The organism is Caballeronia sp. LZ016 (assembly GCF_031450805.1).
Classification (GTDB): domain Bacteria; phylum Pseudomonadota; class Gammaproteobacteria; order Burkholderiales; family Burkholderiaceae; genus Caballeronia.
Window position 1 is genome coordinate 216,571 of sequence record NZ_JARTVY010000002.1, and the last position, 26,044, is coordinate 242,614.

Genomic DNA, 26,044 nt, shown 5'->3' on the forward strand with positions numbered 1-26,044 from the left:
CGCTCGCGCTGACGGGAACCGCGAAGGCTCCCGATGATGCCGGGCTTAGTTGCCCAGCAGATGCGCCACGCCGTCGCGCTCTTCGAGCAGTTCGTTCAGCGTGCCGTCCATCTTCTCGCGCGAGAACGCGTCGATTTCCAGGCCTTCGACGCGCTTGTACTCGCCGTTTTCGCACGTGACCGGCACGCCGTAGATGATGTCTTCCGGAATGCCGTACGAGCCGTCCGACGGAATGCCCATCGTGACCCACTTGCCGTTCGTGCCGAGCACCCAGTCACGCACGTGATCGATGGCCGCGTTAGCCGCCGATGCCGCCGACGACAGGCCGCGTGCTTCAATGATCGCCGCGCCGCGCTTGCCGACCGTCGGAATGAACGTGTTGCGGTTCCATTCGTCGTCGTTGATGAGCTTCGTGAGGTTCTCGCCTTCGGCGGTCGCGAAGCGGAAGTCGGGGTACATCGTCGGCGAATGGTTGCCCCACACGGCGAGCTTTTCGATCGACGCAACGGGCTTGCCCGACCTGGCGGCCAGTTGCGACAGCGCGCGGTTGTGATCCAGACGCAGCATCGCGGTGAAGTTCTTCTTCGGCAGATCCGGAGCCGACTTCATCGCGATGTACGCGTTCGTGTTCGCCGGGTTGCCGACGACCAGCACCTTCACGTCGCGGCTGGCGACTTCGTTCAGCGCTTTGCCCTGAACCGTGAAGATTTCGGCGTTCGCCGACAGCAGGTCCTTGCGCTCCATGCCCTTCGAACGCGGACGCGCACCGACGAGCAGCGCGATGTCGGCGTCCTTGAACGCGACCTTGGGATCGTCCGTGACGACCACGCCCGCGAGCAGCGGGAACGCGCAGTCTTCCAGTTCCATCACGACGCCCTTCACGGCGGCTTGCGCTTGCGGCAGATCGAGCAACTGAAGGATCACGGGCTGGTCTTTGCCGAGCAGATCGCCATTGGCGATGCGGAACAGCAGCGAGTAGCCGATTTGACCTGCGGCGCCGGTGACGGCAACGCGCTTTGCGGACTTAGCCATTGAAACTCTCCTGACGGTGCGTGGAACGCTAGGGAAAAACGCCATTTTATGCGCGTTACGCGAAGCGTTGATGAAGACATGCCAGCCATGCCGCCGCTCGTCCCGGTAGGGGCGCCACGCATGGCGCGGCATGAAAGCGTGACGGCATGGCTGTCATGCCATGAATTCTTCTTCGAGCGAGAGATTGCGCGGTATGACGTGAGGGGACGGCCATTCGCTAGAGTCTGACGGACAAGCGCCCTTTCGAGACGGCGCTGAACGTTGCGAGGCGATAGACAGGCAGCGGCGCGCGAATCGATTGGCCGATCGGCGTGAGGCGGAAGCGAAAGGGCGTGCCTGGCGGTTGGCGACGCGCCCCGTGACTGGCCGAACGCCGCGCCTTTGCGGCGAAAACCGCCGAAAAAACCGGTCTGAACGAACTTTCCACGGACTGCGCAGCGACCCGCAAACCCTTGCTCGACAAGGAGTGTAGGATTGGTCGGAGGCAAAGTCAACAGTATCTTATGTCTTATATAAGACATAGGATCGTGCGTGAAAATGTGGACGCGCGACAGCCGTTTGTGTTGAAATGCGCGGCATGAATTCCAACGCGGCAAACCCGGCGAGCACCACCCCACCGAACGGCAACGCACAGTCGGCCGAAGCCGCGGGCGCGCCGTCGCCGACATTCAGCCCGCTGTATCAGCAGATCAAGGCGCTCATCACGCAGGGCCTCGAATCGGGCGAATGGAAGCCGGGCGAAATCATTCCGAGCGAAGTGGAACTGGCTGCCCGCTACAAGGTAAGCCAGGGCACGGTCCGCAAGGCTATCGACGAACTCGCCGCCGACAATCTTCTCGTGCGCCGCCAGGGAAAGGGCACGTTCGTTGCGACGCACAGCGAAGATCGCGTGCAGTTCCGCTTCCTTCGCCTTCTGCCCGACGATGGCGACGTCCATCCCCACGTGAGCCGCCTGCTCGAATGCCGGCGCCTGCGTGCGCCTGCCGAAATCGCGCGTCAGCTCGATCTCAAGCCCGCCGATCCCGTGGTGCTCATCAAGCGCCTGCTGCAGTTCGACGGCGTCACGACCGTGTTCGACGAAATCTGGCTGCCGGGCGCAATCTTCCGCGGGCTGACGGCGGAGCGGCTCGCCGATTACAAGGGTCCGCTCTACGCGATGTTCGAGACCGACTTCGGCACGCGCATGATCCGGGCGTCGGAGAAGATCCGCGCGGTGGCGGCCGACGAGCCGGTCGCGAAATTGCTGGAAGTACAGCCCGGTTTTCCGCTCCTGTCGGTCGAGCGGATCTCCTACACCTACGGCGATCGCCCGGTGGAAGTGCGTCGCGGCTGGTATGTCACGACCGGCTATTACTATCAGAACGACTTGAGTTGACCGAATGAATACTGGGGCCGCGGGCATCGGCTGAAGGACTCGCGGAGCATCGACAAAGCATTCACGTTCGCCATTTTCACGCGTGCAGCAATAGTCTCTTGGGCGGGTTTTCCCTGCAGCGTGAAATAAAAAGGCGCTAAAATCGCGGGTTAGTGTAATAACAAGTTGGGGTCTAGCATGGCTGAAGCCGTAAAAAAACCAAGGCCCGAGTACCGGAACATCGGGCTTGGACAGATTGCGAAATATCGCTTGCCGCTAGCAGGGAAGGTCTCCATCCTGCACCGTATCAGCGGCTTGCTGCTCTTCGTTGCACTGCCGTTCCTTCTCTATCTGCTCGATCAGAGTCTGACGTCGGAAATTAGTTTCGACGCATTCAAAGGCTTTCTGGCCCACCCCATCGTCAAGATCATCACGCTCGTGCTGTCCTGGGCGTATCTGCATCACTTCTGCGCCGGCATCCGCTTTCTCGTGCTCGACACCCACGTCGCCGTGAACAAGGAAGGCGGCCGTCAGACCGCGCTGGCGGTGCTCGTCGTGTCGCTGCTGCTGACGTTCGTCGTCGCGTTGAAACTTTTCGGAGCCTTCTAATAATGGGTACGCAAAACAGAGTCGGCCCGAAGCGCCTGGTCGTCGGCGCGCACTACGGCCTCGGTGAATGGCTCGCGCAGCGCATTACCGCCATCGTCGTTGCTGTCTATACGCTCGTCCTGCTCGTGCTGTTCTTCGGCGCGCGCAACTTCTCCTATGAAGGCTGGGCGTCCATCTTCGCAATGCAGTGGATGAAGCTCGCCACTTTCGTAGCCTTGCTTTCGCTCTTCTATCACGCGTATGTCGGCATGCGCGACATCTGGATGGATTACGTGAAGCCGGTCGGCCTGCGCCTGTTCCTGACGGTGCTGACCGTGCTCTGGCTCATCGGATGCGCCGGCTACGCTGCACAGATTCTCTGGAGAGTTTAAAGAACATGGCTGCAATCAAGACTTCCCTGCCGCGTCGCCGTTTCGACGTGGTCATCGTCGGCGCGGGCGGCTCGGGCATGCGCGCATCGCTGCAACTCGCGCGGGCGGGCCTGTCGGTCGCGGTGCTGTCGAAGGTGTTCCCGACGCGCTCGCACACCGTCGCGGCGCAAGGCGGCATCGGCGCATCGCTCGGCAACATGAGCGAAGACAACTGGCACTATCACTTCTACGACACGATCAAGGGCTCCGACTGGCTCGGCGACCAGGACGCGATCGAGTTCATGTGCCGTGAAGCGCCGAACGCAGTCTACGAACTCGAACACATGGGCATGCCGTTCGACCGCAACGCGGACGGCACCATTTATCAGCGCCCGTTCGGCGGCCACACCGCGAACTACGGCGAAAAGCCGGTGCAGCGCGCTTGCGCCGCGGCGGACCGTACCGGCCACGCGCTCTTGCACACGCTGTATCAGCAGAACGTCGCGGCCAAGACGCACTTCTTCGTCGAATGGATGGCGCTGGACCTGATCCGCGACGCCGACGGCGACGTGCTCGGCGTGACCGCGCTCGAGATGGAAACGGGCGAAGTCTATATCCTCGAAGGCAAGACCACGCTGTTCGCCACGGGCGGCGCGGGCCGCATCTTCGCGGCATCGACGAATGCGTTCATCAATACGGGCGACGGCCTCGGCATGGCGGCGCGTTCGGGCATCGCTTTGCAGGACATGGAGTTCTGGCAGTTCCACCCGACCGGCGTGGCCGGCGCGGGCGTGCTGATCACCGAAGGCGTGCGCGGCGAAGGCGGCATTCTGCGCAATTCGAACGGCGACCGCTTCATGGAGCGCTATGCGCCCACCTTGAAGGACCTGGCGCCGCGCGACTTCGTTTCGCGCTCGATGGACCAGGAAATCAAGGAAGGCCGTGGCGTGGGTCCGAACAAGGATCACGTGCTGCTCGACCTGTCGCACATCGGCGCCGAGACGATCATGAAGCGTCTGCCGTCCATTCGCGAGATCGCGCTGAAGTTCGCGAACGTCGACTGCATCAAGGAGCCGATCCCCGTCGTTCCGACCATCCACTATCAGATGGGCGGGATTCCGACGAACATGCACGGGCAGGTCGTCGGCACGTCGAACGGCTACAACGAACCGGTGAACGGCTTCTACGCAGTGGGCGAATGCTCGTGCGTGTCGGTCCACGGCGCGAACCGCCTGGGCACGAACTCGCTGCTCGACCTGGTGGTGTTCGGCCGCGCGGCGGGCAATCACATCATCAAGTACGCGAAGGAATCGCGCGAGCACAAGCCGCTGCCGGCCGATGCCGCCGACTTCGCGCTCGAGCGTCTCGCCGTTCTGGAGAAGTCGACCTCGGGCGAATACACGCAGAACATCGCGAACGACATCCGCTCGACGATGCAGGCGCATGCCGGCGTGTTCCGTACGTCGAAGCTGCTGTCGGAAGGCGTCGGCAAGATCGCGGAACTGGCGGAGCGCGTGAAGCACGTGCATCTGAAAGACAAATCGAAGGTGTTCAACACCGCTAAGGTCGAAGCGCTCGAACTGGCGAACCTGATCGAAGTCGCCCGCGCGACGATGGTCTCGGCCGAAGCGCGCAAGGAAAGCCGCGGCGCGCACGCGCACAGCGACTACGAGCATCGCGACGACGACAACTGGATGCGCCATACGCTGTGGTTCAGCGAAGGCAATCGCCTCGACTACAAGCCGGTCCAGATGAAGCCGCTGACGGTCGAATCGGTGCCGCCGAAGGCGCGCACCTTCTAAGGGCAAGGGAATCGAAATGGCAAAACGTATTTTTGAAGTCTACCGCTACGATCCGGACAAGGACGCGGCCCCGCGCATGCAGCGTTACGAGCTCGAAATCGACTCGCACGAACGCATGTTGCTGGACGCATTGGTAAAGCTGAAGGCGCTGGATGAAACCTTGTCGTTCCGCCGTTCGTGCCGCGAAGGCGTGTGCGGTTCGGACGCGATGAACATCAACGGCAAGAACGGCCTCGCGTGCCTGACGAACCTGAACGATCTGCCGGAGCGCATCGTGCTGCGTCCGCTGCCGGGCCTGCCGGTCGTGCGCGACCTGATTTGCGACTTCACGCAGTTCTTCAACCAGTATCACTCGATCAAGCCGTACCTGATCAACGACACGCCGCCGCCCGAGAAGGAGCGTCTGCAGTCGCCGGTCGAGCGCGACGAGCTGGACGGCCTGTACGAGTGCATTCTGTGCGCGAGCTGCTCGACGTCGTGCCCGAGCTTCTGGTGGAATCCGGACAAGTTCGTCGGACCGGCGGGCTTGCTGCAAGCCTATCGCTTCATCGCGGACAGCCGCGACCAGGCAACCGGCGAGCGCCTCGACAACCTGGAAGATCCGTATCGTCTGTTCCGTTGCCACACGATCATGAACTGCGTCGACGTGTGCCCGAAGGGGCTCAACCCGACGAAGGCGATCGGCAAGATCAAGGAATTGATGGTGCGCCGGGCTGTCTGAAAGGGACGATGCAATGGTCGACAAGCAAGACAGCGCTCACCAGTCCGACCCTCTTCGCCGCGCGCGCCTTCGGTGGCGCGCACGGCGCGGCCTGCTGGAAAACGATCTGATCTTCGAGCGTTTTTTCAGCCGATATGAGCATGACCTCAGTGACGCCGACGTGGCCGCTCTGACCCGCCTGCTGGAGCTGAGCGACAACGAACTGATGGACCTGCTGCTCGCACGGACCGAGCCGGAAGGCGAGCTTGCCACGCCGGACGTGATTCGCGTGATTCAGATGCTGCGTTCCGTGTGATTTCGGCAGAAATCCCCGGAGTTTTGCACAATGCGCCCTGAGTCCGGGCGCCAGGCGGCCGAGAGCAGACAGCGGTCGATCGTGCAGTCCTGCCGCGCAGCTTCCGTCGTGCAAATTATCGAAAACCTGTATCCATACTTCGATTGAGGATGTGCTATGACCCCGTCAGATGTTAAAGCCACGCTATCGTTCAGCGACAACTCGCCGAGCGTCGAAATGCCGATCTACAAGGGCACGATGGGCCCCGACGTGATCGACATCCGCAAGTTGTACGGTCAGACCGGCAAGTTCACGTATGACCCGGGCTTCATGTCGACGGCGGCGTGCAATTCGGCGATCACCTACATCGACGGCGACAAGGGCGAGCTGCTGTATCGCGGCTACCCGATCGAGCAGTTGGCCGTGAACGCCGACTTTCTCGAGACCTGCTATCTGCTGCTGAAGGGCGAGTTGCCCACGGCTGCGCAGAACAAGGAATTCGTGGACACGGTAACGCGTCACACGATGGTGCACGAGCAGATGCACTTCTTCTTCCGCGGCTTCCGTCGCGACGCGCACCCGATGGCGGTCCTGACGGCGGCGGTCGGCGCGCTGTCGGCGTTCTATCACGACTCGCTGAACATCAACGATCCGCGTCACCGCGAAGTCTCCGCAATCCGCATGATTGCGAAGCTGCCGACGCTCGTCGCCATGGCGTACAAGTTCAGCATCGGCCAGCCGTTCGTGTATCCGCGCAACGAGCTGTCGTACAGCGCGAACTTCATGCACATGATGTTCGCGAACCCGTGCGAAGAGTACAAGGTCAACGACGTGCTCGTGCGAGCGCTCGACCGTATCCTGATTCTGCACGCGGACCACGAGCAGAACGCGTCGACGTCGACGGTGCGTCTCGCGGGTTCGTCGGGCGCGAATCCGTTCGCGTGTATCGCTGCGGGCATCGCATGTCTGTGGGGCCCGGCGCACGGCGGCGCGAACGAAGCCGCGCTGAACATGCTGGAGGAAATCGGCTCGGTCGACAACATTCCCGAGTTCATCAAGCAGGTGAAGGACAAGAACTCGGGCGTGAAGCTGATGGGCTTCGGTCACCGCGTCTACAAGAACTACGACCCGCGCGCGAAGCTGATGCGCGAAACCTGCCACGAAGTGCTGAACGAGCTCGGCCTGCACGACGACCCGCTCTTCAAGCTCGCGATGGAACTGGAAAAGATCGCGCTGGAAGACGAATACTTCGTGTCGCGCAAGCTGTACCCGAACGTCGACTTCTACTCGGGCATCGTGCAGCGCGCGCTGGGCATCCCGACGTCGATGTTCACGTGCATCTTCGCGATGGCGCGTACGGTGGGCTGGATCGCGCAGTGGAACGAGATGATCGCCGACCCCGAGCAGAAGATCGGCCGTCCGCGCCAGTTGTTCATCGGCCAGACGCCGCGTGAAGCGAAGGCTGTCGACAAGCGTTGATCGGTTGATGCGGTAGAGCAGAGTGCGTTTCGAAGCCCCGGCGGGTGACTGCCGGGGCTTTTTTTGCTTTTTGCGCGGCCTGTGCGTGGACACCATCGGCACGCATGGTGACATCGTTTGATGCTACGATGTGTGCCTGACAAAGGAGATATCCATGCGTACAACCATCGCACTCGACGACGATTTGCTCGCTAAGGCGCAAGCCTATACCGGCGTCGCCGAGAAATCGGCGCTCGTCCGCGAGGCGCTCAAAGCCCTGATCCAGCGGGAGGCCGCCCGACGCCTCGCCAGTCTGGGTGGAAGCCAGCCCGGCGTCGAAGGAGCGCCGCGTCGCCGGCAGGACGCCGAATGATTCTCGTCGATACATCCGTGTGGATCGACCACATCAACGCCTCGGAACCCGTGCTCGTCGATCTGCTCAGCGAGGAACGCGTCCTGGCACATCCCTTCGTGATCGGGGAAATATCGCTCGGCAGCCTACGCGCGCGCGATATCGTGCTCGGTGCGCTGCGCGATCTGCCCCAAGCGTCTGTGGCGACGCCTGAGGAAGTCTTTTTCCTGATCGAGCGGGAGAAGCTGTTCAACCGGGGCATTGGATTCGTCGACACGTCGTTGTTGGCGTCCGCTCGTTTAAGCGCGGGCGTGAGCATCTGGACGCGGGACAAGCGCCTGCACAAGGTCGCATCGGAGCTTGGTCTGGCCGCGATGCTTGGACATTGATTGCATCCGGGTGCAACAACAACGCCCAGGCAGGTACTCCCCATCCAGGTATCGCCACCACTACGATAACCCACTGTTTCTTCACGCTTTTTTCGCCTAGCCTAGTACCACGCGCCGGCGCGGAGGTGGCATAATCGTCCAACAAGCCGCTTCCCAATACACCCCGCAGTCACCCACGAAAGCGCTCACCATGTCACAGACTCTTTACGACAAGTTGTGGAACACGCACGTCATCCACACGGAAGAGGACGGCACCTCCATCCTCTATATCGATCGTCATCTGCTCCACGAAGTCACGAGCCCGCAAGCGTTCGAAGGTCTGAAGCTGGCCGAGCGCCCCGTATGGCGCATCAGCGCGAATCTCGCCGTCTCCGACCACAACGTTCCGACGACCGACCGCTCGCACGGCATCGCCGATCCGGTCTCGAAGCTGCAGGTCGACACGCTCGACGCCAATTGCGATGAATTCGGCATCACGCAGTTCAAGATGAACGATCTGCGTCAGGGCATCGTGCACATCATCGGGCCGGAACAGGGCGCGACGCTGCCGGGCATGACCATCGTCTGCGGGGATTCGCATACGTCGACGCACGGCGCATTCGGCGCCCTCGCGCACGGCATCGGCACGTCGGAAGTCGAGCACGTCCTCGCCACGCAGACGCTTCTGCAGAAGAAGAGCAAGAACATGCTCGTCAAGGTCGAAGGGCCGCTGCCGCGCGGTTGCACCGCGAAGGACATCGTGCTCGCGGTCATCGGCAAGATCGGCACGGCGGGCGGCACGGGTTACGCAATCGAGTTCGGCGGCTCGACCATCCGCTCGCTGACGATGGAAGGCCGCATGACCGTCTGCAACATGGCGATCGAAGCGGGCGCGCGCGCGGGCATGGTCGCCGTCGACGATACGACCATCAACTATCTGAAGGACCGGCCGTATTCGCCGCAGGGCGTCGAGTGGGATCAGGCGGTGGAATACTGGCGTCAGTTCAACTCGGACGATGGCGCGCAGTTCGATCGCGTCGTCGAGATCAACGCCGCCGAGATCGTGCCGCAGGTGACGTGGGGCACGTCGCCGGAAATGGTGACGTCGATCGACGGCCGCGTGCCTGATCCCGAGCGTGAAAAAGATCCCGTCAAGCGCGACGCGATGGAACGCGCGCTGACCTACATGGCGCTGCAGCCGAACACGCCGATCGAATCGATCAAGCCGGACAAGATTTTCATCGGCTCATGCACGAACGCGCGCATCGAAGACCTGCGCGCGGCGGCGTATGTGGTGAAGTCGCTCGGCAAGCGCGTTGCGCCGAGCGTGCGGCTCGCGATGGTGGTGCCGGGTTCGGGTCTCGTGAAGGCGCAGGCCGAGCGCGAAGGGCTCGACAAGATCTTCACGAACGCCGGTTTCGAATGGCGCGAGCCGGGTTGCTCGATGTGCCTCGCGATGAATGCCGACCGGCTGGATCCGGGCGAGCGCTGCGCGTCCACGTCGAACCGCAACTTCGAAGGACGTCAGGGCGCGGGCGGCCGCACGCATCTGGTCAGTCCGGCGATGGCCGCCGCCGCCGCGATCGAAGGCCATTTCGTCGATGTTCGCAAGCTCGCGTGATCAATCGGGATACTGAGAAAGACCATGGAAAAATTCACTGTTCATAGCGGGCTCGTGGCGCCGCTGGATCGCGAGAACGTCGACACCGACGCGATCATCCCCAAGCAGTTTCTCAAGTCCATCAAGCGCACGGGCTTCGGCCCGAATGCCTTCGACGAATGGCGTTATCTCGATGTCGGCCAGCCCGGGCAGGACAACAGCACGCGTCCGCTCAATCCGGACTTCGTGCTGAACCAGCCGCGCTATCAGGGCGCGTCGATTCTGCTGACGCGCAAGAACTTCGGCTGCGGCAGTTCGCGGGAGCACGCGCCGTGGGCGCTGGATCAGTACGGTTTTCGCGCGATCATCGCCCCGAGTTTCGCGGACATTTTCTATAACAACTGCTTCAAGAACGGCCTGTTGCCGGTCGTGCTGTCGGAGCAGCAGGTGGACAAACTTTTCAACGAGACGTATGCGTTCGTCGGCTTCAAGCTGACGATCGATCTCGAAGCCCAAGTCGTGCGAACCGGCGACGGCGCCGAATATCCGTTCGAAGTCCCCGGCTTCCGCAAATTCTGTCTGCTGAACGGTTTCGACGATATCGGTCTGACGCTGCGTCATGCGGACAAGATCAAGGCGTTCGAAGCGGAGCGGCTCGCGAAGCAGCCGTGGTTGAATAATCGCGTGATCGGATAATCGGCGCGCGCACACGTTGAAGGAAGAGACGATGAAAATTGCAGTGCTCCCCGGCGACGGGATCGGCCCCGAAATCATGGCCGAAGCGGTCAAAGTCCTGAACGCGCTCGGCGAAAAGTTCGAGCTGGAAGAAGCGCCCGTCGGCGGCGCGGGTTATGAAGCCCATGGACATCCGCTGCCGGAATCGACGCTTGCGCTCGCGAAAGAAGCCGATGCAATCCTCTTCGGCGCAGTCGGCGACTGGAAGTACGACACGCTCGAGCGCGCGCTGCGTCCCGAACAGGCCATCCTCGGACTGCGCAAGCATCTGCAACTGTTCGCGAACTTCCGCCCGGCTATCTGCTATCCGCAATTGACGGCCGCTTCGTCGCTTAAGCCGGAGATCGTGTCGGGACTCGACATTCTGATCGTGCGCGAACTGAACGGCGACATCTACTTCGGCCAGCCGCGCGGGGTGCGTCAGGCTCCGGACGGCCCGTTCGAAGGCGCGCGCGAAGGCTTCGACACGATGCGCTATTCGGAGCCGGAAGTGCGCCGCATCGCGCACGTGGCGTTCGCCGCCGCGCAGAAGCGCCAGAAGAAGCTGACGAGCGTCGACAAGGCCAACGTGCTGGAAACCTCGCAACTGTGGCGCGACACGATGATCGACGTCGCGAAGGAATACCCGGACGTCGAGCTGTCGCATATGTATGTCGATAATGCGGCGATGCAGCTCGTCAAGGCGCCGAAGGCGTTCGACGTCGTCGTGACCGGCAACATGTTCGGCGACATCCTCTCGGACGAAGCCGCGATGCTGACCGGCTCGATCGGCATGCTGCCGTCCGCGTCGCTCGACAAGAACAACAAGGGCCTGTACGAGCCGTCGCACGGTTCCGCGCCCGATATCGCGGGCAAGGGCGTGGCCAATCCGCTGGCGACCATCCTGTCGGCGGCCATGATGCTCCGCTATTCGCTCGGGAAAGCCGAGCAGGCGGACCGCATCGAAAGCGCGGTGAAGAAGGTGCTGGAGCAGGGCTACCGCACCGGCGATATCGCGACGCAGGACGGCAAGACCGTCGGCACGAAGGAAATGGGCGAGGCAGTGCTCGCCGCGCTGTAATCGCTTGCTGAAACGATCGGCCGTTTCTTTCAGGGCGGCCGAATCGGTAGCATTGACGCGTTATCCGAATCGATTCGGGACGCATGGCGTAACTGCGGACGAACGCACCGCATATCGTGTATATTGTTTGGCCATGGCGAAGCACTCTCAATTCTCTACGGATTCCATCGGTCGCGGCATCGACGCTCGCGCGACGGGTCTCGCCATCGTCAAGCGCATCGACGTCATTGCCACGTCGAAAACGCGCATTACGAAAATCTCCATCAAAGCGATCACGATTCGCTGATCGTCCCTCGTGTCCGAGCGTCTTCCCCGCGCGGCCACGCCGGGCAAGGATGCGGGGAAGAATCCACACATAAGGTTAGTCATGAACGTAGGTCTCGTTGGTTGGCGCGGTATGGTCGGCAGCGTCCTGATGCAGCGCATGCAGCAGGAAGGCGATTTCGACCTGATCGAACCGGTGTTTTTCAGCACCAGCAATGCGGGCGGCAACGCGCCGTCGTTCGCCAAAAACGAGACGAAGCTCAAGGACGCAACGAGCATCGACGACCTGAAGAAGTGCGACGCCATCATCACCTGCCAGGGCGGCGACTACACCAACGACGTGTATCCGAAGCTGCGCGCGGCGGGCTGGAAGGGCTACTGGATCGACGCGGCGTCGGCGCTGCGCATGAAGGACGACGCGGTCATCATTCTCGATCCGGTCAACCTGAACGTCATCAAGGATTCGCTCGTCAAGGGCGGGCGCGATTTCGTCGGCGGCAACTGCACGGTCAGCCTGATGCTGATGGCGCTGGGCGGCCTGTTCCGCGAGAACCTCGTCGACTGGATGACGGCCATGACCTATCAGGCCGCGTCGGGCGCGGGTGCGCAGAACATGCGCGAACTGCTGTCGCAAATGGGCGCGCTGAACGCGTCCGTGGCGGGCGATCTCGCGAATCCGTCGTCGGCCATTCTGGACATTGACCGCAAGGTTCTGTCGACCATGAACAGTGACGCCATGCCGACCGAGCATTTCGGCGTGCCGCTCGCCGGCTCGCTGATTCCGTGGATCGACAAGGATCTCGGCAACGGCATGTCGAAGGAAGAGTGGAAGGGCGGCGCGGAAACCAACAAGATTCTGGGCAAGCCTGCCATGGGCGAGCCGGGTTCGATTCCCGTCGATGGCCTCTGCGTGCGGATCGGCGCAATGCGTTGCCACTCGCAGGCTCTGACCATCAAACTGAACAAGGACGTGCCGCTCGACGAAATCAACGGCATTCTCGCTTCCGCGAACGACTGGGTGAAGGTCGTGCCCAACGAGCGCGAAGCGTCGATGCGCGATCTGTCGCCCGCCGTGGTCACAGGCACGCTGACGGTGCCGGTGGGCCGTCTGCGCAAGCTCGCGATGGGCGGGGAGTATCTGTCGGCGTTCACGGTCGGCGACCAGCTTCTGTGGGGCGCTGCCGAGCCACTGCGCCGCATGCTTCGCATTCTGTTGGACAAGTAAAGTAAACTACGCGCCAGAAAGCGCGGACTCGAAGAAAAAGCGTCGCGTTAATCGCGGCGCTTTTTTGTTTTCTGCGGCCCGTTCTTGCGACTGCGTGCGGACGCCGGACGCCACCGGTTTCGGCTCTCGTTCTGCGTTCCTGTTTCAATTTTTTGCCGTACCTTGGAGTTTCAATGATTCGACGACCCCGCCGGTCCTTCATCCCGTCATCGCGTGCGGCGCTCGCCGCGGCAAGCGTCGCCATCTGCACGCTGCTCTGGACGAACCCCGGCGCGGCGCTCGCGCAGGCAAGCGGTGCAGCCGCGGACAACGCCTCGGTGGCCGTCGCGCCCGGCCAGCGGTACACGGTCAAGCCCGGACAGTCGCTCAGCGACGTTGCCGGCGAACTCACCGGTTCCAAAGAGCGCGCCGTCAGGGAGAAGATGGCGCGTGCGCTCTTCGATGCGAATCCGAACGCGTTCGCGGGCCACGACATCAACAGGCTCAAGCTCGGCGCAGTGCTGAACGTTCCGGCGAGCGATACGGGCGGGGCATCGGCGCCGCAGGGTCCTGTCGGCACGGATCAGTCCAGTGCGCCTGTGGCCGCTCCCACAGCGCCCGCGACGTCTGCGCCGGAAGTGACGGCTGAAGCGGCGTCCGACGTTGCGCCGGCGGCAGCGGGCGTCGAGCCGGCTTCCGCCGTTGAGCCGGCGTCGGAGCCACAGACCGCGCCGGCCGTCGAACCGGCGGCTAGCGCAGCGATCGCCGAAACCACGCCTGCGCGCCGTGTCGGTCTCGATCCGATGCTGCTGGGTCTCGCGATCGCGGTACTCGTGCTGCTGTTCCTCCTGATGATGTGGCGCAGCGCGCGGCGTCGGCGGGCAAATGCGCAAGCCGAGGCCGACGCGAAGCGTCGTCAGCGCCCGACGGTCACGCCCGCTTTTCCTGCACGACTCGCGGACACGGGCGCTGCCGATCTCGAAGGCAAGGCGGTCCAGCGCGACGAGTCGGAACTGAACGCGGTGGCGGCGAGCATCGAAAGCTATGAGGCGGCTCAGTCGTTCGCCGCGCCATCCGACGACAATGCCGCCCCGTCCGTCGAAACGGGAACCCAACCCGCCGCGCCGTCCGCGCCGTTCGTGCCGTCGCCGCCCGCCGCGCTTCACGCCGGCTTCGTGCCGCCGCCACACGCGGCTTCGGAGGACGAACAGGAACGTGAAGCCCACGACCGCGAAATCGCCGCGCGCGAAGCCGCGGCACGCGAGGCCGAAAAATGGGAAGCTGAAGAACGCCAGGCGGCGGCCCTGCAAGCCGCGACGCAGGAGGCCGAAGAACGCGAAATTCGCGCACGCGAAGCAGCGGCGCGGGATGCGCTCGCCGCTGAAATAGCGCGCCGCGAAGGCGACGCCCGCGAAGCCGCCGAACAGGAAGCGCAGGCGCAGCAGGCCCGAGAGGCCGCAGCGCGGGAGATCATCGCGCGCGAGGCCGAATTGCGGGATGCACAGGCGCAGGCCGAACACGCGGCGCATCGCGACGCGCATCAGGAAGAACCCGCGGAAGACGGCGAACCGGCGCCCGGCGATCGTTTCCCGATGCCCAAATTTCCGACCGAGGCGGTCGAGGCGCTGGATTCGCTCGACCTCGGTTTGCCGCCGCGCATGGAACTGACGCTCGCGACGCCCGCCGTTGCCGATGCGGAGCCTGCGCTGCAAGACCGGCAGACGCCGATCGAACCGGTGCCCTTCGTGCCGCAGCCGGTCGCCGAGACGGATATCGCGCATCCGCCGAAAGCGGAGCCGCTGTCCGCCGCCGCGCAGATCGAAGCGGGCACGGCCGGCCCTGCGTCCGTGGCGGGACTTGGCGCGACGCAGTTCGGACCGCTCAGCCTGGATTTCAACCTGGATTTGCCGTCGAGCCACAGCGAGCCGCTGCCGTCGCTGACCCCGGCGCAACTCGCGACGATTGCGCGCAACAAGCTGGAGCTGGCCGTCGAATATATCGAACTGGGCGATCTCGGCGGCGCGCGCACGTTGCTGCAGGAAGTCATCGCATCGAACGATACGGCCACGCGCCAGCAAGCCGCCGCGCTGCTCTCGACGCTCGCGCCGCATTCCTGACATGCGCATCGCGTTAGGCATTCAGTACGACGGCGCCGCGTTCAGCGGGTGGCAATCGCAACCGCACGGCAACACGGTGCAGAACGAACTTGAACGCGCGCTCGCGGAATTTGCACAGCGGCCGCTGCAGACGGTCGTCGCGGGACGAACGGATACGGGCGTGCACGGGCTCGGTCAAGTCGTCCACTTCGATACGGAGCTCGATCGCGCCGAATTCTCCTGGGTGCGCGGCACCAACGCGTTTCTGCCGGAAACGGTCGCGGTGCAGTGGGCCAAGCCGATGCCCGACGATTTTCACGCGCGTTTCGCGGCCTTCGAGCGCACCTACTATTACGTGTTGTACGTCAACCCGGTGCGTTCACCCATGCTCGCGAAACGCGCGGGCTGGGTGCACACGCCGCTCGACGTTGCCGCAATGCGCGACGCCGCCGCGTGCCTCGTCGGCGAGCACGATTTCTCGTCGTTTCGCGCGGCCGACTGCCAGTCGAAGACGCCGGTCAAGCACGTGTATTGCATCGATGTGCGCGAACAGGGGAATTTCGTCCACTTCCGCTTTCGCGCCAACGCGTTCCTGCATCACATGGTGCGCAACCTGATGGGATGCTTCGTCGCGATCGGACGCGGCCGGCACCCCGTTTCGTGGATGGCCGACGTTCTCGCCGCCCGCGACCGTCGCGCCGCCGCACCGACTTTCATGCCCGACGGGCTTTATCTGGCGGCAGTCGGCTATCCCGAACGCTTCGGAGTGCCGCCGCCGCATACCGCGAGCATGCCGTGGAGCGCCATCTGGGCCGATCAGACATGAGTAACCAGGATTTGCATAGAACGAGAGTCAAGCTCTGCGGGCTTTCGCGCGCGGACGACGTGAAGCACGCCGTCGCGCTCGGCGCGGACGCGGTGGGTTTCGTCTTCTACCCGCCGAGCCCCCGTTCGGTGAGCGTTTCGCAGGCCGTCGATCTCGCGCGGCACGTGCCGCCGCTAGTGGCCGCAGTCGGCCTGTTCGTCAACGCGACGCCAGAATGGATCGAGGAAGTCACATCCAGCGTGCCGCTTTCGCTCCTGCAGTTTCACGGCGACGAAACGCCGGAACGATGCGCCGAACTCGCCGCGATTGCGGGTTTGCCCTATTGGCGCGCAGTGCGTGTCGGGCCTGATGCGGCCGCAAGCGATTTGGTAGAATCGTCGCTTAAATATGCAGCCGCAGGCGGCATTCTGCTCGACGCGCTCGTCGAGGGCTTCGGCGGCGGCGGAAAGGTATTCGATTGGTCACTTATCCCAACAGATCTCGGGCATCGGGCCGTTTTGAGTGGTGGGTTGAACACGCAAAACGTCAGTGACGCCATCCGGCGCGTGCGCCCGTTCGCGGTCGATGTCTCCAGCGGCATCGAAGTGCCGGGCGCGAAGGGCGTGAAAGATCCCGCCCGAATGACGGCGTTCGTGCGCGCGGTGCGCGAAGCGGACGCCGGCTGATTCCGAACGCGGCGCTGACCCGAACTGTCGGCCCGCCACCGAGAGAGTGACGCAATGTACAACTTGCCTGACGAAAGAGGCCATTTCGGCCAGTATGGCGGCGTATTCGTTTCCGAAACGCTCATTCATGCACTCGACGAACTGCGCCGCGCCTATGACGCGGCCCGCCAGGACCCCGAGTTCCAGGCCGAATACGACTACGAACTGAAGCATTACGTCGGCCGTCCTTCCCCGATCTATCACGCAAAACGCTGGAGCGACATGCTTGGCGGCGCGCAGCTTTATCTGAAGCGGGAAGACCTGAATCACACGGGCGCGCACAAGGTCAACAACGTGATCGGCCAGGCGCTGCTCGCGCGCAAGATGGGCAAGCCGCGCGTGATCGCCGAGACCGGCGCGGGCCAGCACGGCGTCGCGACAGCGACCATCGCGGCGCGTTTCGGGATGGAATGTGTCGTCTATATGGGCGCGGAAGACGTGCGGCGGCAAGCGGCGAACGTCTATCGCATGAAGCTGCTGGGCGCGACCGTCGTGCCGGTCGAGTCCGGCTCGCGCACGCTGAAGGACGCGCTCAACGAAGCCATGCGCGACTGGGTCACGAACGTCGAAAACACGTTTTACATCATCGGCACGGTGGCGGGACCGCATCCTTATCCGATGATGGTGCGCGACTTCCAGCGCGTGATCGGCGACGAATGCCGCGTGCAGATGCCCGAGATGGCGGGCCGTCAGCCGGACGCGGTGATCGCGTGCGTGGGCGGCGGATCGAACGCGATGGGCATCTTCTATCCGTATATCGAAGACAAGGACGTGCGGCTGATCGGCGTCGAGGCGGCGGGCGACGGCATCGACACGGGCCGTCACGCGGCCTCGTTGATGGGCGGCAGTCCCGGCGTCCTGCACGGCAACCGCACCTACCTGCTGCAGGACGACAACGGCCAGATCATCGAGACGCATTCGGTGTCGGCGGGGCTGGATTATCCGGGCGTCGGTCCCGAGCACGCGTGGCTCAAGGATGCGGGCCGCGCCGAGTACGTCGGCATCACGGACGACGAAGCGCTAAAGGCGTTCCACGACTGCTGCCGTATCGAGGGCATCATTCCGGCGCTGGAATCGAGCCACGCGCTTGCCTACGGCGCGAAGCTCGCGAAGACGCTGCCGCGCGACAAGGTGCTGCTCGTCAACCTGTCCGGCCGCGGCGACAAGGACATGCACACGGTCGCGGAGCGATCGGGCATTCAGTTCTAAGCCGCAGATGCGCACTGTCATCGACGAACCGTTGTCCGCCGGCGCGCTGCAAGGCGCCGGCATCGACATTCGCAACCGCGATTTCCTGGCCGATGCCGCGAGCATTCCCGATGCGTCGATCGATCTGATCGTCGCCGATCCGCCCTACGGACTGGGCAAGGATTACGGGAACGACTCGGACATGTTGTCGGGCGACGCCTTTCTGGAGTGGACGTATCGCTGGCTGGACATGGCGATTCCGAAGCTCAAGAAGAGCGGCTCGCTTTATATCTTCTGCACCTGGCAATACTCGCCGGAACTGTTCGTGTTCCTGAAGCGCCGGATGACGATGGTCAACGAGATCGTCTGGGACCGGCGCGTGCCGAGCATGGGCGGGACCACGCGCAAGTACACGTCGGTGCACGACAACATCGGTTATTTCGCGGTATCGAGGGACTATTACTTCGATCTCGATCCGGTGCGCATCCCTTACGACGCAGTGACGAAGAAGGCGCGCTCGCGCAAGATCTTCGAAGGCAGCAAATGGCTCGAGCTGGGCTATAACCCGAAGGACGTCTGGTCGGTATCGCGGCTGCACCGGCAGCATGCGGAGCGCGTCGATCATCCGACGCAAAAGCCGCTGGAAATCGTCGAACGCATGGTGCTGGCGAGTTGTCCGCCGGGCGGCCGCGTGCTCGATCCGTTCATGGGCAGCGGCACGACGGCAGTTGCGTGCGCGCGCCACGGACGCCTCTTCACGGGTTACGAAATCAACGCCGATTACTGCGCGATCGCGGACGCCCGCATCGCGCAGGCGCGCGCGGTGCCCGTCCAGCCCGCTGCCGTTGCGCTTGCCGCCGAAGCGCCAGCCGCCGAATAACGTCGCTGACTGCGTCCATCGACGCCTACCGAATACGACTTCGAGAATTCCCATGTCCCGTATCAAGAACACGTTCGCGGCGCTTGCCGCGCAAGGCAGGAAAGGGCTGATCCCGTTCATCACCGCGGGCGATCCGAACCCGGAACAGACCGTCGAGTTCATGCACGCGCTCGCGAAGGGCGGCGCGGACGTCATCGAACTGGGCGTACCGTTCTCCGACCCGATGGCCGATGGCCCCGTTATCCAGCGTTCGTCTGAGCGCGCACTGGCGCGCGGCGTGACGCTGAAGCGCGTGCTCGCCGACGTCGCGCGCTTTCGCGAAACCGACGACACGACGCCCGTCGTGCTGATGGGCTATGCGAACCCGATCGAGCGCATGGGCGCCGAAGCGTTCGCGCAAGCCGCCAAACAGGCGGGCGTGGACGGCGTGCTGGTCGTCGATTATCCGCCCGAGGAATCGGAAGACTTCAGCGCGACGATGCGCGCCGCCGGCATCGATCCGATCTTCCTGCTCGCGCCCACGTCGACGGACGAGCGCATCGCGGCGGTCGGCAAAATTGCGAGCGGCTACGTCTACTACGTGTCGCTCACCGGCGTGACCGGCGCAGCAAATCTGGACGTTTCCCGCATCGCGAGTAAAATCCCGGCCATCAAGTCGCATGTGCCCCTGCCGATCGGCGTCGGTTTCGGCATTCGCGACGCCCAGACCGCCCGCGCCGTGGCCGAAGTCGCGGATGCCGTCGTCATCGGCAGCCGGCTCGTGCAGTTGCTCGAAGAGGCGTCGCCCGAAACGGCCGCGGGCTCGCTGACGAGCTTCATCGCGGACATCCGCACGGCGCTCGACTCCGCCAGGTAATTTTCGCCGCCGCGCGCGCGACTCGCGCGCCGCGGCCCCCGAACAGTCAAGGAAAAACGATGAGCTGGCTCGACAAACTGCTGCCGCCCAAGATCAAGCAAACCGACCCCAAGAGCCGCAAGGGCATTCCAGAGGGCCTCTGGGTGAAGTGTCCGTCGTGCGAGGCGGTGCTGTACCGCAACGACGTCGAGGCGAATCTGCATGTTTGCCCGAAGTGCAGTCATCACATGCGTATCGGCGCGCGCGAGCGGCTCGACCGCCTGCTCGACCCGGAAGGCCGCTACGAAATCGGCCAGGAAGTCGTTCCGGTCGACGCCCTCAAGTTCAAGGACAGCCGCAAGTACCCGGATCGCCTGAAAGAGGCGATGGAAGACACCGACGAAACCGACGCGATGGTCGTCATGGGCGGCGCCATCCATACGCTGCCGTGCGTGGTCGCGTGCTTCGAATTCTCGTTCATGGGCGGCTCGATGGGCTCGGTCGTCGGCGAGCGCTTCGTGCGTGGCGCGCGCAATGCGCTCGAGCAGAACGTGCCGTTCATCTGCTTCACGGCGTCGGGCGGCGCGCGCATGCAGGAAAGCCTGCTCTCGCTGATGCAGATGGCGAAGACCACCGCCCTGCTGACCAAGCTGTCCGAGGCCAGGCTGCCGTTCATCTCCGTCCTGACCGATCCGACGATGGGCGGCGTGTCCGCGAGCTTCGCGTTCCTGGGCGATGTGGTAATCGCCGAGCCGAAGGCGCTGATCGGCTTCGCGGGCCCGCGCGTGATCGAGCAGACCGTGCGCGAGAAGCTGCCGGAAGGCTTCCAGCGCGCCGAATTCCTGTTGCAGAAGGGCGCGGTCGACATGATCATCGATCGCCGGAAGATGCGTGAAGAAATTGCGCAGTTGATGGCGCTGATGACGCGGCAGCCCGCCGATTCCGTCGCCTGAGGCCGCTTTCGTTCAGCGCCGCGCCGCGCGTGAACCCGCGAGGTTCCGCGCGGCGTTTTTGCTTTCTCCATCTCGAAAATGAACACTTTCCCCACACTCGACGCGTGGCTCGCCCATCTGGAGGCGGCGCATCCTGTCGGAATCGACATGGGTCTGACGCGGATCGGCTTTGTCAAGGACGCGCTCGGGCTCACGTTCGACTGCCCGGTCATTACCGTGGGCGGCACGAACGGCAAGGGCTCGACCTGCGCGATCCTCGAAACCATCCTGCTGCGCGCGGGGTATCGCGTGGGCTGCCATACGTCGCCGCATCTGCTCGCGTTCAACGAGCGCGCGCGGATCGACGGCGCCGAGGCCGGCGACGCCGAACTGCTCGAGCATTTCGAAGCCGTCGAGAAAGCACGGGCGAGCCTGCCCGAGCCGGTTTCGCTGACCTACTTCGAATTCACGACGCTCGCGATCCTGCATCTCTTCGCGTCGCGGGGGCTGGATGCGGTGATTCTCGAAGTCGGGCTCGGCGGACGGCTGGACGCGGTCAATATCGTCGATACGGATTGCGCGGTGATTACGAGCATCGACATCGACCATACGGACTATCTCGGCGATACGCGCGAGAAGATCGCGTTCGAGAAAGCGGGCATCTTCCGTTCCGGCAAACCTGCGGTGTGCGGCGATCCCTCGCCGCCGCAGACGCTGATCGATCACGCCGAGTCCATCGGCGCGGACTTGTGGCTCGTCGGCCGCGATTTTCGCTACGAGGCTCAGCCGGGCAACGAACGGCAGCAATGGAGCTATATCGGGCGCACGCAGCGGCGCGCGGCGCTCGCCTATCCGGCGCTGCGTGGCGCGAATCAGCTCATCAACACGTCGGCGGCGCTGGCCGCGCTCGAAGCGTTGCGCGACCGGCTGCCGGTGTCGGCGCAGGACATTCGCCTCGGACTCGCGAACGTCGAATTGCCCGGACGATTCCAGGTGCTGCCGGGCAAGCCGCAGATCATCCTCGATGTCGCCCACAATCCGCACGCCGCCGCCGTGCTCGCGCAAAACCTCGGCAACATGGGCTACTTCCCGTACACCTACGCGGTCTTCGGCGCGATGAACGACAAGGATATCGACGGCGTCATCCGCCAGTTCCGGGGCGAGATCGACCACTGGAACGTGACCGCCTTGCCGACGCCGCGCGCGGCATCGGCGGAGCGGCTCGAAGCGGCGCTGCGCGAGGCCGGTGTCAGCGAAGGTCCCGACAGCAGCGTTGCACGCTTCGATACCCCTGCCGACGCTTTTCGAGATGCGTTAAGCCGGGCGTCCGAAAATGATAGAATCGTCGTTTTCGGCAGTTTCTATACGGTGGCTGGCGTCATGGCCTACCGCAAATCGCAGCATCACTGAGACGGTCGGCCAGGCCGGCGTCCAAGCATCACGCACCAAGCCATACATGGGACTTTTCTCGTTCGGCAAGAAAGACGACGCACGCGCGGCGAGCGACGCATACTCCGATTCCCCGCGCGGCTCACGTCACACCGTGCGCACGGAACGCCGCACGCGCCGCTCCGAGCGTACGGACGCCGACGCGATGATGCTCGACCCGACCCTGCCTGAGAAACAGCGCGCGCGTCGCCGGCTGGTCGGCGCGATCGCGCTGGTGCTCGCGGCGGTCATCGTCCTGCCGATGGTGCTGGATTCGCGCCCGAAGCCCGTCACCGACGACATTTCCATCGACATCCCGAGCCGTGCCGCGCCGGCCGCGAAGCCATCGCGCGACGCGCAAGACGCCGATACCCAGGCGGGCGTCGCACATGACGGCCCGGCTACGGACTCCGCGCCAGCGGCAGCGCAGGCGCAAAAGACGCAGACGCAGACGCAGGCGTCCGCGCCCGTTGCGCAGGCCAGGCCCGAAGCGAAGCCGGAGGCACGGCCGGAATCGGCGCCCGCCGTGGCCGCAAAGCCGGCCGTGAAGCCGCACGCCGCCGAGCAGGCAGCGGATACGGACAGCACGTCGAGTACTGCATCCGCTGCCGCGAACACGCCGTCGTCTCCTGCAGGCAGCCGCTTCGTGCTGCAGATCGGCACATTCGATGATGAAACCGCCGCGCAGAACTGGGTCCACAAGTTGAAAGCCGCGGGCGTGCCCGCATATGTCGAGCATCGCCAGCAGCCGGACGGATCGTCGCGCTCGCTGCTGCGCGCGGGACCGTTTCCGGATCGCGCGGCGGCGTCGGCTGCGCTGGTGAAGGTGCGCCAGGCGGGACTCGCCGGCGGCAAGCGGCCGGCGTCGAACTAAGCGCCGATGTTCACGAGCTTCGACTACGCGGTAATGGCGGTGATCGGCTTGTCGGCCCTGCGCGGCATGTGGCGCGGCTTGCTCGCCGAGGCGTTTGGACTGGTGGGGTGGATCGCTGCGATACTGATCGCGAGCCGCTTCGTCGGCGTGGTCGTGCCGTATATCCCGTCGACATGGCCCGGCGGCGCGCTGACGCAATGGCTTATCGCGTTTCTGCTGGTGGTGGGCGCGGTGCTGCTGCTGTCGAGTGTCCTGTCGGCGCTCCTGACGCGCATCACGGAGGTCACCGGCCTGCGCGGCGTGGACCGCTCGCTGGGCTTGCTGTTCGGCCTCGCCAGAGGCGCGATACTCGTGGTGATTCTGGTCGCCCTTGCCGGCTTGACCGAATTGCCGCAGAAGGAATTCTGGCGCAACGCGCTGCTCCGGCCGACGGTCGAGCAGGGCGTGCGTGAACTGAAACCGCTGCTTCCCGATACGCTCGCCGCGTATGTGCACGTCGCCCCCGATTCGGGCGATCCGGCGCGAAACGCCGCACAATAGACGAACGGCTGGCTACACGAGGAACGCGCGACGCCAGGCTGCGTCGCCGCTGATTCGGCTTGCACGAATCGGGGCGATGCGCGCAGGCGGCACGCCTTTCGACCCCGTTTCGACTCTTTGAAGGACCATGCCATGTGCGGCATCGTAGGTGTAGTTTCCCAGAGCCCTGTCAATCAGGTCATCTATGACGCCTTGCTGCTGTTGCAGCATCGCGGTCAGGACGCGGCGGGCATCGCCACGGCCAACGGCAACAACTTCCACATGCACAAGGCCAACGGCATGGTGCGCGACGTGTTCCGCACGCGCAACATGCGCAGCCTGCCGGGCACGGTCGGCATCGGTCAGGTGCGCTATCCGACGGCCGGTTCGGCGTCGAACGAGGAAGAAGCGCAGCCGTTCTACGTCAACGCGCCGTTCGGCATCATCCTCGCGCACAACGGCAATCTGACGAACTGGATGCAGTTGAAGGACGAGATGTTCCGGATCGATCGCCGGCACATCAACACCGCATCCGATACCGAAGTGCTGCTCAACGTCTTCGCGCACGAACTGCAACTGGCGAGTTCCGGCCTGCAGCTCGACGCCGCCGCGTTGTGGAAAGCGGTCGCGGGCGTGCATCGCCGCGTGAAGGGCTCGTATGCGATCGTTTCGCTGATCGCGGGTTACGGCCTCGTCGCGTTCCGCGATCCGTTCGGCATTCGCCCGCTCGTGCTCGGCAAGCTGGAAACGTCGACGGGCGTCGAGTGGATGGTGGCGTCGGAGTCGGTGGCGATCGAGGGTATCGGCTTCGAATTCGTGCGCGATATCGAGCCGGGCGAAGCGATTTTCATCGACGCCGAAGGCAATCTGCACAGCCACCAGTGCGCTGAAAAGCCGGTGCTGAATCCCTGCATCTTCGAACTGGTCTATCTCGCGCGTCCGGATTCGTGCCTCGATGGCGTACCGGTCTATAACGCGCGTCTGCGCATGGGCGACTATCTCGCCGAGAAGATCAAGCGCGTCCTGCCCGACGTGCCGATCGACGTCGTCATGCCGATTCCCGATTCGTCGCGCCCCGCCGCGATGCAGGTGGCGGCCAAGCTCGGCGTCGAGTATCGCGAAGGTTTCTTCAAGAACCGCTACGTGGGGCGCACGTTCATCATGCCCGGTCAGGCGGTGCGCAAGAAGTCGGTGCGCCAGAAGCTGAACGCAATGGGCATCGAGTTCAAGGGCAAGAACGTGCTGATCGTCGACGATTCGATCGTGCGCGGCACGACATCGCATGAAATCGTGCAGATGGCGCGCGATGCCGGCGCGAACAAGGTCATTTTCGCGTCCGCTGCGCCGCCGGTGAAGTTCCCGAACGTGTACGGCATCGACATGCCGACGCGCGGCGAACTCGTCGCGCATGGCCGCAGCGACGAAGAAGTGGCGCGCATGATCGGCGCGGACTATCTCGTGTATCAGGACGTTGAAGACCTGAAGAGCGCCGTGCGCGATATCAATCCGGCGTTGAAGGAGTTCGAGGCGTCGTGCTTCGACGGCAATTACATCACCGGCGATGTCACGACCGATTACCTTGATCGCATCGAGACCGCGCGTCTTGCGCCGCAAGAGCAAACGGATCGCGATATCGCGGGCGAAGCGCTCGAAGGCGGTGCGGCGCGCTCGCAACTGCACTTGCAACTGTCGGTGGAGTAAGCTGCTGGCGGCTTCGATGAAGCCCGCTGCGTCGATGAGACGAGCGGGCTTTTTTGCGTCTGTCGGGTCGGTTGCGTCGTTTGCGTCGGTTGTATCTATTGCGCGCGCACGAGCCCGCTGTTGCGCCATTGTCCCGGCGCAATGCCGAAGCGTTTCGAGAACGCATGCGTGAATGCGCTTTGATCGGCGAAGCCGACATCGAGCGCGATATCGCTCAGTGCGATGCGCGGATCGGCAAGTAGCGCGAGCGCGGTATCGAGCCGCAAGCGAAGCAGATAGCGATGCGGCGTCTCGCCGAACGCTTCGTTGAACAGTTGATGAAAGCGCCGCATGCCGAAGCCGCAATGCGCGGCGAGATCGGCCACGCGCAGCGGCTCGGAAAGATGCGCGCGCAGCCATCGGTCGATGCGGGCGAAGTCGAGTCCGCGCAGTTCATCGGCGAGCGAAGCGCCGGCATCGGCCATCAACGCGCCGCATAGACGCGTGGCCGCTTGCCATGCTAAGCGCCGCGGCAGCGTGATGTCGTCGATGTTCGCACTCGTCGCCACGTGCGCGACGAGCTGCGTGATGCGGGCGTCGAGCTCGATGGTGCGAGCGCGTTCGAAGAAGCGCGCCGGCACCGCTACCGACGCCGCGGGCAAGTCCAGCACGAGCTGGCGATTCGCGCCTTCGGCCCAGTATTCGTGACGCGCGCCGGCCGGAATGATCCACGCGCGATGACGGTCGATCTGCGATTCGCTGCCTTCCACCGCCATGCCCATCGAGCCGTCGAAGCCGAGCACGATCTGATGGAAGTCGTGCTCGTCCGACGCCTGCACCGCTTCATAGCGGCGCAGCGAGACGGTGGGCGTCGAGGAGGGCAGCGGCGCGCTCACGTG

27 protein-coding genes are annotated in these 26,044 nt (G+C 64.0%); 25 read left to right on the plus strand and 2 right to left on the minus strand.

Annotation, left to right across the window (positions count from 1 at the left end):
• Positions 1-45: 45 nt before the first annotated feature.
• Positions 46-1,032, minus strand: coding sequence for a malate dehydrogenase (locus tag P9220_RS14485; protein ID WP_309765691.1), 987 nt, complete (start codon positions 1,030-1,032; stop codon positions 46-48).
• A gap of 577 nt (positions 1,033-1,609) precedes the next feature.
• Between P9220_RS14485 and P9220_RS14490 the strand changes: the two genes are divergently transcribed.
• The 25 genes from P9220_RS14490 to purF all read left to right on the plus strand — a co-directional run bounded on the left by P9220_RS14490 (position 1,610) and on the right by purF (position 25,166).
• Positions 1,610-2,407, plus strand: coding sequence for a GntR family transcriptional regulator (locus P9220_RS14490; protein ID WP_309765692.1), 798 nt, complete (start codon positions 1,610-1,612; stop codon positions 2,405-2,407).
• Between the two features lie 177 nt (positions 2,408-2,584).
• Positions 2,585-2,995 carry a succinate dehydrogenase, cytochrome b556 subunit gene (gene sdhC / locus P9220_RS14495; protein ID WP_309765693.1) on the plus strand — a complete coding sequence of 137 codons (411 nt, stop codon included), beginning with the start codon at positions 2,585-2,587 and terminating at the stop codon, positions 2,993-2,995.
• Positions 2,996-2,997: 2 nt separating this feature from the next.
• Positions 2,998-3,366, plus strand: a complete 369-nt coding sequence (gene sdhD / locus P9220_RS14500) for a succinate dehydrogenase, hydrophobic membrane anchor protein (protein ID WP_309765694.1) — start codon at positions 2,998-3,000, stop codon at positions 3,364-3,366.
• A 5-nt stretch (positions 3,367-3,371) separates the two neighbouring features.
• Positions 3,372-5,147 (plus strand): succinate dehydrogenase flavoprotein subunit, encoded by a 1,776-nt coding sequence (sdhA, locus tag P9220_RS14505; RefSeq protein ID WP_309765695.1) that lies wholly within the window; start codon positions 3,372-3,374, stop codon positions 5,145-5,147.
• A gap of 16 nt (positions 5,148-5,163) precedes the next feature.
• Positions 5,164-5,868, plus strand: coding sequence for a succinate dehydrogenase iron-sulfur subunit (locus P9220_RS14510; RefSeq protein WP_035968879.1), 705 nt, complete (start codon positions 5,164-5,166; stop codon positions 5,866-5,868).
• A 13-nt stretch (positions 5,869-5,881) separates the two neighbouring features.
• The gene (locus tag P9220_RS14515) at positions 5,882-6,163 is read left to right on the plus strand and encodes a succinate dehydrogenase assembly factor 2 (RefSeq protein WP_309765696.1); all 282 of its coding nucleotides are present in this window, start codon (positions 5,882-5,884) and stop codon (positions 6,161-6,163) included.
• A gap of 156 nt (positions 6,164-6,319) precedes the next feature.
• On the plus strand, positions 6,320-7,621 hold the full coding sequence (gltA, locus tag P9220_RS14520) for a citrate synthase (protein ID WP_309765697.1): 1,302 nt from the start codon (positions 6,320-6,322) through the stop codon (positions 7,619-7,621).
• Positions 7,622-7,775: 154 nt separating this feature from the next.
• Positions 7,776-7,973 carry a type II toxin-antitoxin system VapB family antitoxin gene (locus P9220_RS14525; protein WP_309765698.1) on the plus strand — a complete coding sequence of 66 codons (198 nt, stop codon included), beginning with the start codon at positions 7,776-7,778 and terminating at the stop codon, positions 7,971-7,973.
• Positions 7,970-8,341 carry a PIN domain-containing protein gene (locus P9220_RS14530; protein ID WP_309765699.1) on the plus strand — a complete coding sequence of 124 codons (372 nt, stop codon included), beginning with the start codon at positions 7,970-7,972 and terminating at the stop codon, positions 8,339-8,341. Before P9220_RS14525 ends, P9220_RS14530 begins: the two co-directional genes overlap by 4 nt.
• Positions 8,342-8,531: 190 nt before the next feature.
• Positions 8,532-9,941, plus strand: a complete 1,410-nt coding sequence (leuC, locus tag P9220_RS14535; RefSeq protein ID WP_309765700.1) for a 3-isopropylmalate dehydratase large subunit — start codon at positions 8,532-8,534, stop codon at positions 9,939-9,941.
• A 24-nt stretch (positions 9,942-9,965) separates the two neighbouring features.
• Positions 9,966-10,616 carry a 3-isopropylmalate dehydratase small subunit gene (leuD, locus tag P9220_RS14540; RefSeq protein ID WP_309765701.1) on the plus strand — a complete coding sequence of 217 codons (651 nt, stop codon included), beginning with the start codon at positions 9,966-9,968 and terminating at the stop codon, positions 10,614-10,616.
• Positions 10,617-10,647: 31 nt separating this feature from the next.
• The gene (gene leuB / locus P9220_RS14545; RefSeq protein WP_309765702.1) at positions 10,648-11,715 is read left to right on the plus strand and encodes a 3-isopropylmalate dehydrogenase; all 1,068 of its coding nucleotides are present in this window, start codon (positions 10,648-10,650) and stop codon (positions 11,713-11,715) included.
• Between the two features lie 133 nt (positions 11,716-11,848).
• Complete coding sequence (locus P9220_RS14550) at positions 11,849-12,001, plus strand: hypothetical protein (protein ID WP_309765703.1); 153 nt, start codon at positions 11,849-11,851, stop codon at positions 11,999-12,001.
• An 81-nt stretch (positions 12,002-12,082) separates the two neighbouring features.
• Positions 12,083-13,204, plus strand: coding sequence for an aspartate-semialdehyde dehydrogenase (asd, locus tag P9220_RS14555; RefSeq protein WP_309765704.1), 1,122 nt, complete (start codon positions 12,083-12,085; stop codon positions 13,202-13,204).
• Between the two features lie 173 nt (positions 13,205-13,377).
• Positions 13,378-15,300, plus strand: coding sequence for a FimV/HubP family polar landmark protein (locus tag P9220_RS14560; RefSeq protein ID WP_309765705.1), 1,923 nt, complete (start codon positions 13,378-13,380; stop codon positions 15,298-15,300).
• Position 15,301: 1 nt separating this feature from the next.
• A complete protein-coding gene (gene truA, locus P9220_RS14565; protein WP_309765706.1) occupies positions 15,302-16,105 on the plus strand; it encodes a tRNA pseudouridine(38-40) synthase TruA in 804 nt (267 codons plus the stop codon).
• The gene (locus P9220_RS14570; RefSeq protein WP_309765707.1) at positions 16,102-16,770 is read left to right on the plus strand and encodes a phosphoribosylanthranilate isomerase; all 669 of its coding nucleotides are present in this window, start codon (positions 16,102-16,104) and stop codon (positions 16,768-16,770) included. The genes truA and P9220_RS14570 overlap by 4 nt, the downstream gene beginning before the upstream one ends.
• 54 nt (positions 16,771-16,824) lie before the next feature.
• The gene (gene trpB / locus P9220_RS14575) at positions 16,825-18,018 is read left to right on the plus strand and encodes a tryptophan synthase subunit beta (RefSeq protein ID WP_309765708.1); all 1,194 of its coding nucleotides are present in this window, start codon (positions 16,825-16,827) and stop codon (positions 18,016-18,018) included.
• Positions 18,019-18,025: 7 nt separating this feature from the next.
• Positions 18,026-18,877, plus strand: coding sequence for a site-specific DNA-methyltransferase (locus P9220_RS14580; protein ID WP_309765709.1), 852 nt, complete (start codon positions 18,026-18,028; stop codon positions 18,875-18,877).
• 52 nt (positions 18,878-18,929) lie between these two features.
• Positions 18,930-19,733: a tryptophan synthase subunit alpha gene (gene trpA / locus P9220_RS14585; RefSeq protein ID WP_309765710.1), complete on the plus strand. Its 804-nt coding sequence runs from the start codon at positions 18,930-18,932 to the stop codon at positions 19,731-19,733.
• Positions 19,734-19,792: 59 nt separating this feature from the next.
• The gene (accD, locus tag P9220_RS14590) at positions 19,793-20,665 is read left to right on the plus strand and encodes an acetyl-CoA carboxylase, carboxyltransferase subunit beta (RefSeq protein ID WP_309765711.1); all 873 of its coding nucleotides are present in this window, start codon (positions 19,793-19,795) and stop codon (positions 20,663-20,665) included.
• A gap of 78 nt (positions 20,666-20,743) precedes the next feature.
• Positions 20,744-22,054: a bifunctional tetrahydrofolate synthase/dihydrofolate synthase gene (folC, locus tag P9220_RS14595; RefSeq protein ID WP_309765712.1), complete on the plus strand. Its 1,311-nt coding sequence runs from the start codon at positions 20,744-20,746 to the stop codon at positions 22,052-22,054.
• Between the two features lie 46 nt (positions 22,055-22,100).
• Entirely contained in the window at positions 22,101-22,946 is an 846-nt protein-coding gene (locus P9220_RS14600) for an SPOR domain-containing protein (protein WP_309765713.1), read from the plus strand.
• A gap of 6 nt (positions 22,947-22,952) precedes the next feature.
• Entirely contained in the window at positions 22,953-23,486 is a 534-nt protein-coding gene (locus P9220_RS14605) for a CvpA family protein (RefSeq protein WP_309765714.1), read from the plus strand.
• Positions 23,487-23,618: 132 nt separating this feature from the next.
• Positions 23,619-25,166, plus strand: a complete 1,548-nt coding sequence (gene purF, locus P9220_RS14610) for an amidophosphoribosyltransferase (RefSeq protein WP_309765715.1) — start codon at positions 23,619-23,621, stop codon at positions 25,164-25,166.
• A 95-nt stretch (positions 25,167-25,261) separates the two neighbouring features.
• On the opposite strand, the gene P9220_RS14615 is transcribed toward purF, so the two are convergent.
• Positions 25,262-26,041 (minus strand): AraC family transcriptional regulator, encoded by a 780-nt coding sequence (locus tag P9220_RS14615; RefSeq protein WP_309765716.1) that lies wholly within the window; start codon positions 26,039-26,041, stop codon positions 25,262-25,264.
• Between the last annotated feature and the right edge of the window lie 3 nt (positions 26,042-26,044).

Bases quoted from the DNA above. Each gene is read 5' to 3' on its own strand.
- P9220_RS14485 (WP_309765691.1), bottom strand. From the start codon at position 1,032: ATGGCTAAGTCCGCAAAGCGCGTTGCCGTCACCGGCGCCGCAGGTCAA.
- P9220_RS14490 (WP_309765692.1), top strand. From the start codon at position 1,610: ATGAATTCCAACGCGGCAAACCCGGCGAGCACCACCCCACCGAACGGC.
- sdhC (WP_309765693.1), top strand. From the start codon at position 2,585: ATGGCTGAAGCCGTAAAAAAACCAAGGCCCGAGTACCGGAACATCGGG.
- sdhD (WP_309765694.1), top strand. From the start codon at position 2,998: ATGGGTACGCAAAACAGAGTCGGCCCGAAGCGCCTGGTCGTCGGCGCG.
- sdhA (WP_309765695.1), top strand. From the start codon at position 3,372: ATGGCTGCAATCAAGACTTCCCTGCCGCGTCGCCGTTTCGACGTGGTC.
- P9220_RS14510 (WP_035968879.1), top strand. From the start codon at position 5,164: ATGGCAAAACGTATTTTTGAAGTCTACCGCTACGATCCGGACAAGGAC.
- P9220_RS14515 (WP_309765696.1), top strand. From the start codon at position 5,882: ATGGTCGACAAGCAAGACAGCGCTCACCAGTCCGACCCTCTTCGCCGC.
- gltA (WP_309765697.1), top strand. From the start codon at position 6,320: ATGACCCCGTCAGATGTTAAAGCCACGCTATCGTTCAGCGACAACTCG.
- P9220_RS14525 (WP_309765698.1), top strand. From the start codon at position 7,776: ATGCGTACAACCATCGCACTCGACGACGATTTGCTCGCTAAGGCGCAA.
- P9220_RS14530 (WP_309765699.1), top strand. From the start codon at position 7,970: ATGATTCTCGTCGATACATCCGTGTGGATCGACCACATCAACGCCTCG.
- leuC (WP_309765700.1), top strand. From the start codon at position 8,532: ATGTCACAGACTCTTTACGACAAGTTGTGGAACACGCACGTCATCCAC.
- leuD (WP_309765701.1), top strand. From the start codon at position 9,966: ATGGAAAAATTCACTGTTCATAGCGGGCTCGTGGCGCCGCTGGATCGC.
- leuB (WP_309765702.1), top strand. From the start codon at position 10,648: ATGAAAATTGCAGTGCTCCCCGGCGACGGGATCGGCCCCGAAATCATG.
- P9220_RS14550 (WP_309765703.1), top strand. From the start codon at position 11,849: ATGGCGAAGCACTCTCAATTCTCTACGGATTCCATCGGTCGCGGCATC.
- asd (WP_309765704.1), top strand. From the start codon at position 12,083: ATGAACGTAGGTCTCGTTGGTTGGCGCGGTATGGTCGGCAGCGTCCTG.
- P9220_RS14560 (WP_309765705.1), top strand. From the start codon at position 13,378: ATGATTCGACGACCCCGCCGGTCCTTCATCCCGTCATCGCGTGCGGCG.
- truA (WP_309765706.1), top strand. From the start codon at position 15,302: ATGCGCATCGCGTTAGGCATTCAGTACGACGGCGCCGCGTTCAGCGGG.
- P9220_RS14570 (WP_309765707.1), top strand. From the start codon at position 16,102: ATGAGTAACCAGGATTTGCATAGAACGAGAGTCAAGCTCTGCGGGCTT.
- trpB (WP_309765708.1), top strand. From the start codon at position 16,825: ATGTACAACTTGCCTGACGAAAGAGGCCATTTCGGCCAGTATGGCGGC.
- P9220_RS14580 (WP_309765709.1), top strand. From the start codon at position 18,026: ATGCGCACTGTCATCGACGAACCGTTGTCCGCCGGCGCGCTGCAAGGC.
- trpA (WP_309765710.1), top strand. From the start codon at position 18,930: ATGTCCCGTATCAAGAACACGTTCGCGGCGCTTGCCGCGCAAGGCAGG.
- accD (WP_309765711.1), top strand. From the start codon at position 19,793: ATGAGCTGGCTCGACAAACTGCTGCCGCCCAAGATCAAGCAAACCGAC.
- folC (WP_309765712.1), top strand. From the start codon at position 20,744: ATGAACACTTTCCCCACACTCGACGCGTGGCTCGCCCATCTGGAGGCG.
- P9220_RS14600 (WP_309765713.1), top strand. From the start codon at position 22,101: ATGGGACTTTTCTCGTTCGGCAAGAAAGACGACGCACGCGCGGCGAGC.
- P9220_RS14605 (WP_309765714.1), top strand. From the start codon at position 22,953: ATGTTCACGAGCTTCGACTACGCGGTAATGGCGGTGATCGGCTTGTCG.
- purF (WP_309765715.1), top strand. From the start codon at position 23,619: ATGTGCGGCATCGTAGGTGTAGTTTCCCAGAGCCCTGTCAATCAGGTC.